At 72.5% G+C, this 6429-nt stretch carries 6 protein-coding genes; all 6 read right to left on the minus strand.

The features are described 5' to 3' along the window. Window positions 1-53 precede the first annotated feature (53 nt). Window positions 54-971: an RNA polymerase sigma-70 factor gene (locus B1L11_RS35545; RefSeq protein WP_079319694.1), complete on the minus strand. Its 918-nt coding sequence runs from the start codon at window positions 969-971 to the stop codon at window positions 54-56. Further along, complete coding sequence (locus tag B1L11_RS35550; RefSeq protein WP_079319695.1) at window positions 971-2173, minus strand: NAD(P)/FAD-dependent oxidoreductase; 1203 nt, start codon at window positions 2171-2173, stop codon at window positions 971-973. Before B1L11_RS35550 ends, B1L11_RS35545 begins: the two co-directional genes overlap by 1 nt. A gap of 208 nt (window positions 2174-2381) precedes the next feature. Further along, a complete protein-coding gene (locus tag B1L11_RS35555; RefSeq protein ID WP_143737774.1) occupies window positions 2382-2579 on the minus strand; it encodes a hypothetical protein in 198 nt (65 codons plus the stop codon). A gap of 128 nt (window positions 2580-2707) precedes the next feature. Beyond that, window positions 2708-3376 (minus strand): response regulator, encoded by a 669-nt coding sequence (locus tag B1L11_RS35560; RefSeq protein ID WP_079319697.1) that lies wholly within the window; start codon window positions 3374-3376, stop codon window positions 2708-2710. Next, window positions 3373-5973 (minus strand): sensor histidine kinase KdpD, encoded by a 2601-nt coding sequence (locus B1L11_RS35565; RefSeq protein WP_079319698.1) that lies wholly within the window; start codon window positions 5971-5973, stop codon window positions 3373-3375. The genes B1L11_RS35560 and B1L11_RS35565 overlap by 4 nt, the downstream gene beginning before the upstream one ends. Window positions 5974-5979: 6 nt before the next feature. Next, on the minus strand, window positions 5980-6429 hold a 450-nt coding region (locus B1L11_RS35570), incomplete at its 5' end, for a potassium-transporting ATPase subunit C (RefSeq protein WP_143737775.1).

Below are 6429 nucleotides of genomic sequence, written 5' to 3' on the forward strand. Positions count from 1 at the left end.
CCGGCAGCACGGGCGCGGCGGCCGGCACCGCCGCGCCCGCCGGGGACCGGTGCTCACCGCGTCCCGAGGCTGCGGGGGGTGCCATCGGCGACCGCCTGGAGTTTGTCCGGGTTGGCGACGTTGTGGATGGTGGTGATCCGGCCATCGGTGTCGAAATCGAAGGTGACGATGGCGATCACGCGACCCGGGGCGCTGAAGACGATGCCGGGACCGCCGTTGATCTCGACGAGTTCCGCGTTCATGTCGGCGGGCTCGATGCCCTGGTAGGCGACGCTGCCGATGGCCGCGAACCAGGCGGCCACCGTCGCCGCGCCCACGACAGGGCGCAGGGCCTGGCGGACCTTGCCGCCGCCGTCGGTCCACAAAGTGACGTCCGGGGACAGCAACTCCATAAGGGCGTTCATGTCACCGCCGGTCGCGGCGGCGAAGAACCGCTCGGTGACCTCACGCTGCCGCGACCGGTCGGTCGCGAAGCGCGGCCGCCGGGCCCGCACGTGCTCGCGAGCGCGGTGCGCGGCCTGCCGCACCGCCGCCTCTGAACGTTCGACCGCCTCCGCGATCTCGGCGTGGCTGAAGCCGAAGACCTCCTTCAGCACGAACACCGCGCGTTCGAGCGGGCTCAGCGTCTCAAGCACCACGAGCATCGCCATCGACACCGACTCGGCGTCCGCGACGGCCTCGGCGGTGTCTCCGCTGGTCAGGATGGGCTCCGGAAGCCACGGCCCCACATAGGCCTCACGCTTGCGCTGCGTGGAGCGCAGCCGTTCCAGCGCCACATTCGACACGATCCTCGTCAGGTACGCCTTCGGGTCGGCCACCTGCGAGCGGTCGGCCGCCGACCAGTTGATCCAGGTGTCCTGGACCGCGTCCTCGGCATCGGCCGCGCTGCCGAGGATGCGGTAGGCCACCGAGAACAGCAGGTTCCGATGCTGGACGAACACCTGCTGGTCGAGGTCGGGGAGCTGGGTCATCACGCCTCCCGCACCCGGGTGAAGCGGCCCCCACGAGGCCAGAACGCGCCCGAGGCGGGCATCTTCTTCATGCGGCCCCACGTGGGCCAGGGCGAAGCGGTCACCGTCTCCTTGTACCGGACCGCGATGCGGCCGGTCAGAAACAGGCGCCGGGGGCTGTCGTCGGGGTGGGTGAACTGCACGACCGCGTCGTTCCGCCCCAGGCTGACCGGCGTGTGGTAGTAGCCGAAGCGGAACGGCCTGGGCCGCCTGCCCTTCAGCTCGCGGACGATCGACACCGCGGCGTGCACGCCGGTCGGCATGCCGCCCTGGCAGGTGCCGTGCATGACGCCGTAGCCCTGGCGGATCGCGGCCGCGTCCCCCACGGCGTACACCTCGGGGTGGGACACCGACCGCAGCATGGCGTCGGTCACGACGCGGCCGTGTTCGTCGACGGTCAGCCCGGCGGCGGCCGCCAGCGGCGACACCCGCGTACCGCTCGTCCACAGGACCGCGTCGGCCGCCACGCTCTCCCCGCCGGCCAGCTCGACCGCGCCGGGCAGCACCTTCACCACCTCGGCCCCGCTGCGGACCTGCACGCCCAGGCGGTCGAGCGCGGCCCGCAGATACGCCCTGGCCTTCGGGTTCATGGCCGCGCCCGGTTCACTGCGGCCCAGCAGCACGACGTTCAGCTCCGGGTGCCGCTCGGCGATCTCCGCGGCCGACTCGACGCCGGTCAGCCCGCTGCCGACGACCACCACCGTGCCGCTGCCGAGCCGCGACAGCCGGTCGGCCAGCACCTCGGCGTCCTGGGCGCTGTTCAGGGTGTACGCGTGGTCCTCGACGCCCGGGACCGCCGCGGTGCCGGCCACGCCGCCCAGCGCGTACACCAGCGTGTCGTAGGGCAGGACGCGTTCGTCGTCGATCCGCACGGTTTTCGCGTCCGCGTCCACCGCCGTCACCCACCCGCGCTCGAAGCGGGCACCCGTGCCCTCCAGCAGTTCGGGGATGCTCAGCTCGGCGAGCCGCTGCCCGGTCGCCGTCATGTGCAGCCGCAGCCGCTCGGTGAACCGCTCCTGCGCGTTCACCAGGGTCACCTGCACCTTCTCGCTCCGCTTGACCCGGCACGCGAGCTGGATCGCCGCGGACAGGCCCGCGTACCCCGCTCCCAGGATCACCACCCGGTGTGTGGCCGCCACGCCGGCTTCGTGCTGTGCGCTCATCGTTCCGCCTCCTCGTCTGACCGTTGACGACCAGCAGATGGAAGCGGCCCGCCCGTACGTGACATGCGCCCGATGTGATGCCCGCCACAGCCGGCAGGAGTAGGACTCGACCCAGCGGAACGCCTGACGGCGGGTTCCCGGGATCAAGCGCCGAGTTACGCCGCCGTGGTGGTCTTCCCCACGCCGAACGTCCCGTTCAGCCAGGTGATCACGCGGATTCGTTGCGGCGTACGGCGGCGGCCCGGGCGGCGAGGAGCACGGAAAGGGCCTCGCAGTCGTCCGGGGTGAGCGGCGCGAAGGGGAGCAGGTAGAGCCTGCCTCCCGGGCCGTCGACGAGCTCGACCGGCAGGGGACGTGTGGGCACGTCTGCCGGCGCGGTGATGGTCGGCGCGGTGGTGGTGGTCATGATGAAGCGATTCTTCCGCACCCGACCGACAGTTCCGCGCCCGCGATGCCCGGCCTCAGGCGCCGCCGCGCGCATGCGTGCCGGAGGGCTAGGAAGGCGCGCCTTCGCCCGCCGTCAGAGGGCGGCCGTCAGGGGGTGAATCGGTAGCCCATCCCCGGCTCGGTGATCAGATGGACGGGGTGGGCGGGCTCCCTCTCCAGCTTGCGCCGGAGCTGGGCCATGTACTGCCGCAGGTAGTGCGTCTCCTTGACGTACTGCGCGCCCCACACCTCGCTCAGCAGCTGCCGCTGGCTGATCAGCTTGCCGGGATTGCGGACGAGGAGTTCGAGGATGTGCCACTCGGTCGGGGTCAGCCGTACGTCGCCGGAGACGGTCTTGTCGGCGAGGTCGACCACGTGCTCCCCGATCCGTACGCGGGCGGGCTCGCTCTCCCGTGAGCCGGTGCGCCGGGTCACCGCGCGCACCCGGGCCAGCAGCTCGTCCACCCCGAAGGGCTTGGTGACGTAGTCGTCCGCCCCGGCGTCCAGCGCGTCGATCTTGTCCTGGTTGCCGGTGCGCCCCGACAGCACGATGATCGGGACGCTGCTCCAGCCGCGTACGCCGTGGATGACCTCGACCCCGTCCATGTCGGGCAGCCCGAGGTCCAGCACGATCAGGTCGGGACGCCGGTCCGCGGCCTCGCGCAACGCGGAGCCGCCGTCCGCCGCGACGGCGACCTCGTAACCGCGCGCGGCCAGGTTGATCCGCAGCGCGCGCAGGATCTGCGGCTCGTCGTCGACGACGAGGATCCGGCTCACGGGGCCGCACCCCCGAGATCCGGAGAACCGCCGAGCTCCACCGGGCTCCTCGGCACGTCGTGGGTGTGCACGGCGACGGGCAGGGTCACGATCATCGTGAGCCCTCCCCCGGGCGTCTCGTCGGGTGTCAACTCTCCTCCCATCGCCTCGGTCAGTCCGCGCGCCAGGGCCAGGCCCAGCCCGACCCCGGTGTGGTTGTCCCGGTCCCCCAGCCGCTGGAAGGGCAGGAAGATCCGGTCGTACGCGTCGCGCGGCACACCGGGCCCACGGTCGATTATCCGGATCTCGGCCCGGTCGCCGTACCTGCTGGCGGTGACGAGCACGTTCTCTCCTGCGGGGGTGTAACGGACGGCGTTGGCGACGACGTTGGCGAGCACCCGCTCCAGCAGCGCCGGGTCGGCGACGACCTCGGGCAGGTCGTGCGGGATGTCGATCTTCACCTCGGCGGCGAGCGGCCCGAGGTCGTCGACCGCCCGGGGCACGATCTCCTCGACCGCGACCGGCTGGGCGGCCACGCCCAGCACCCCGGCCTGCAGGCGGCTCATGTCGAGCAGGTTCGCCACCAGGCGGTCGAGCTTGGCCAGCGACTCGTCCGCGGTCTCCAGCAGCTCCGCGCGGTCTTCCGGGGACCACTCGACGTCGGTGGCGCGCAGGCTCTCCACGGAGGCCTTCGCGGCGGCCAGTGGGGTGCGCAGGTCGTGGCTGACCGCCGCGAGCAGCGCGGTGCGCATCCTGTCGGCCTCCGCGAGCGGTTTGGCCTGCTCGGCCTCCTCCTTCAGCCGTTCCTGCCGCAGGGCGACGGCCACCTGCGCGGCGAACGCCTCGATCACGCGCCGCTCGGAGGCGTCGAGCAGCCGTCCGCGCGCGGCGAGCACGAGGTCGCCGTCGATGTCCACGTCGGTGCCTGCGGCGTCCGGGCAGGCGCACGGCTCTCCCCCCGAGGTGGCGACGATCCGCCAGGAGGCGGGGTCGGACCGGTCGTCCGGTCCCTGCCCGGCCTCGGGCCGCCGTTCCAGCAGCGTGACCGAGACCAGGCCGAACGTCTCCCGCGTACGCGCGAGCAGGGAGGGCACGGCGGCCTCGCCGCGCAGCACGTGCCCGGCCAGCGCGGACAGGATCTCCGCGTCCGCTCCGGCGCGGGCCGCCTCCCTCGTACGGCGGGCCGCCACGTCCACGATCATGCTGACCGCCGCCGCGACGAACACGAAGACGACCAGGGCGAAGAGGTTCTCCGGGTTGGCGATCGTCAGGGTGTGCAGGGGCGGGGTGAAGAAGAAGTTGAGCAGCAGGGACCCGGCGACCGCCGCCGTGATCGCCGGCCACATGCCGCCGATCAGCGCCACACCCACGACGGTGGTCAGGAACAGCAGGATGAAGCTCGGCAGCGCCAGCGTGCCCCGGAAGGGGAGCAGGACGGCGGTGAGCAGCGGCAGGCCGGTGAGCGCGACGGCCCACCCCGCCAGCCTGCGCCGCCGGGTGAGCGCCGCCCGCGACCGCTGCGGGCGCTCCCGTCCCTTCTTGACCTGCTCGTGTGTGATCATGTGGACGTCGATCGAGCCGGAGCGGGCGGTCGTCTCGACGCCCACCCCTCTGCTGAAGATCTGGGCGACCCGGCCGCGCCGGGAGGCGCCGAGCACGAGCTGGGTGGCGTTGACGCCGCGGGCGAACTCCAGCAGCGCGCGGGGCACGTCGTCGCCCACCACCTGGTGGTAGGTGCCGCCCATGCTCTCCACGAGTGCGCGCTGGCGCGCCAGCAGCGCCGGGTCGCCTCCGGCGAGCCCGTCCGCCCGGGTGACGTGCACGGCCAGCAGATCGGCGCCCTTCGTACGGGCGGCGATGCGGGCGGCACGCCTGATGAGAGTGTCGCCCTCCGGCCCGCCGGTCAGCGCGACGACGACCCGCTCGCGCGCCTCCCACGTGTCGGCGATGCCGTGCTCGGCGCGGTAGCGGTCGAGCTGCTCGTCCACCTCGTCGGCGAGCCACAGCAGGGCCAGCTCGCGCAGCGCGGTGAGGTTGCCGACCCGGAAGTAGTTCGACAAGGCGGCGTCCACCTTCTCCGGCATGTACACGTTGCCGTGCGCGAGCCGCCGCCGCAGCGCCTCCGGGGTCATGTCGACCAGCTCGACCTGGTCGGCCCGCCGTACGACCTCGTCGGGCACGGTCTCGCGCTGCGGGATGCCGGTGATGTGCTGGACGACGTCGTTGACCGACTCCAGGTGCTGGATGTTCACCGTGGAGATCACGTCGATCCCGGCGTCGAGGAGCTCGTCGATGTCCTGCCAGCGCTTGGCGTTGCGCGAGCCCGGCACGTTGGTGTGCGCCAGCTCGTCGACCAGGGCGACCTGCGGACGCCGGGCGATGACCGCCTCGACGTCCAGCTCGGTGAAGGTCGCCCCCCGGTACGTCAGGGTCCTGCGGGGGACGATCTCCAGTCCCTCCAGCAGTTGCGCGGTACGTACGCGGCCGTGGGTCTCCACCAGGCCGACCACGACGTCCGTGCCGCGTTCCCTACGGCGGTGCCCCTCGCAGAGCATGGCGTACGTCTTGCCGACCCCGGGTGCCGCGCCGAGGTAGATCCGCAGCCGCCCGCGTGGCATGACCGTTCACCTCTCCCCGTCGAGGGCCATATTGAGCTCCAGCACGTTCACGCCGGGCTCTCCCATGAAGCCGAGGGCTCGGCCGGTCGTGTGCTCCTTCATCAGTGTCCGCACCCTGGCCACGTCCAGCCCCCGTTCCCTCGCCACCCGGGGGGCCTGCAGCTCGGCGTACGCGACGGAGATGTGCGGGTCGAGGCCGCTGCCGCTCGCCGTCACGGCGTCCGGCGGGACGATCGCCCGGGCGTTCCCGCGCACCGGCACCGTACGGCCCGCCGCGTAGTCCTCGCCGGGCTTGCCGCATTCGACCTTCACCCCGTGGTAGACCGGGATGAACGGCGTGGCCGGGCAGGCCTGGTTGACGCTGACCACTCTCGTGGGCGTGCCGACGGCGGGGAAGACCTTGAGCACCGCGCCGACTCCGTCCGCCGTGCAGTACGGCCTGGCTCCGCTGACGCC

Source organism: Microbispora sp. GKU 823 (assembly GCF_002027145.1).
Classification (GTDB): Bacteria; Actinomycetota; Actinomycetes; order Streptosporangiales; family Streptosporangiaceae; genus Microbispora; species Microbispora siamensis.